This is a genomic window from Desulfovibrio sp. X2 (assembly GCF_000422205.1).
Taxonomy (GTDB): Bacteria; Desulfobacterota; Desulfovibrionia; order Desulfovibrionales; family Desulfovibrionaceae; genus Alkalidesulfovibrio.
Window position 1 is genome coordinate 1 of record NZ_ATHV01000058.1, and the last position, 603, is coordinate 603.

General features: G+C 69.3%; 1 protein-coding gene. It reads left to right on the top strand.

Annotated features, from left to right (window positions below):
- The coding region (locus DSX2_RS13660; RefSeq protein WP_020881668.1) for a 4Fe-4S dicluster domain-containing protein at nucleotides 1-421 on the top strand (421 nt) is incomplete at its 5' end.
- Nucleotides 422-603 lie beyond the last annotated feature (182 nt).

The following is a 603-nucleotide window of genomic DNA, read 5'->3' on the forward strand; positions in this document are numbered from 1 at the left end:
CGAGCGCGCCTTCTACTCCCTGGCCTGCAACCACTGCGAGCACCCGGAATGCCTCGAGGTCTGCCCGGTGAACGCCTACACCAAGCGCGAGAAGGACGGCGTGGTGGTGCACCATCAGGAGAAGTGCATCGGCTGCGGCAACTGCATCCGCTCCTGCCCTTACGGCGCGCCGCGCTACAACCCCGTGGAGAAGCGGGCCGAGAAGTGCAGCATGTGCTGGCAGCGCCTGGACGCCGGGCTCGATCCGGCCTGCGTCAAGAGCTGCCCCACGCGGGCGCTGCGCATCATCGACCTCGCGACCTTCGATGACCCCAACGCCGTGCAGTTTCCTCCGGGCTTCCCGCGCATGCCGGGGCTGAACCCCTCCACGCGCTTCCGCCAGCCCGAGCTGCCCCTGATCGTCAGGAGGGAGGACGTATGATCCCGAGCATGGAACTTCCGCTTGTCGGCTTCACGGTCCTCAGCCAGACGGCCGTGGGCCTGACCCTGGTCTACGCACTTCAGGGGGCACTTCAGGGGGCGGACGCCTCCGGCGCGGGCGAGGCCTCGCCGAGGACCAAGTGGCTCGCGGCCGCGGGCATCCTGGCGCTCGGGCTGCTCGTC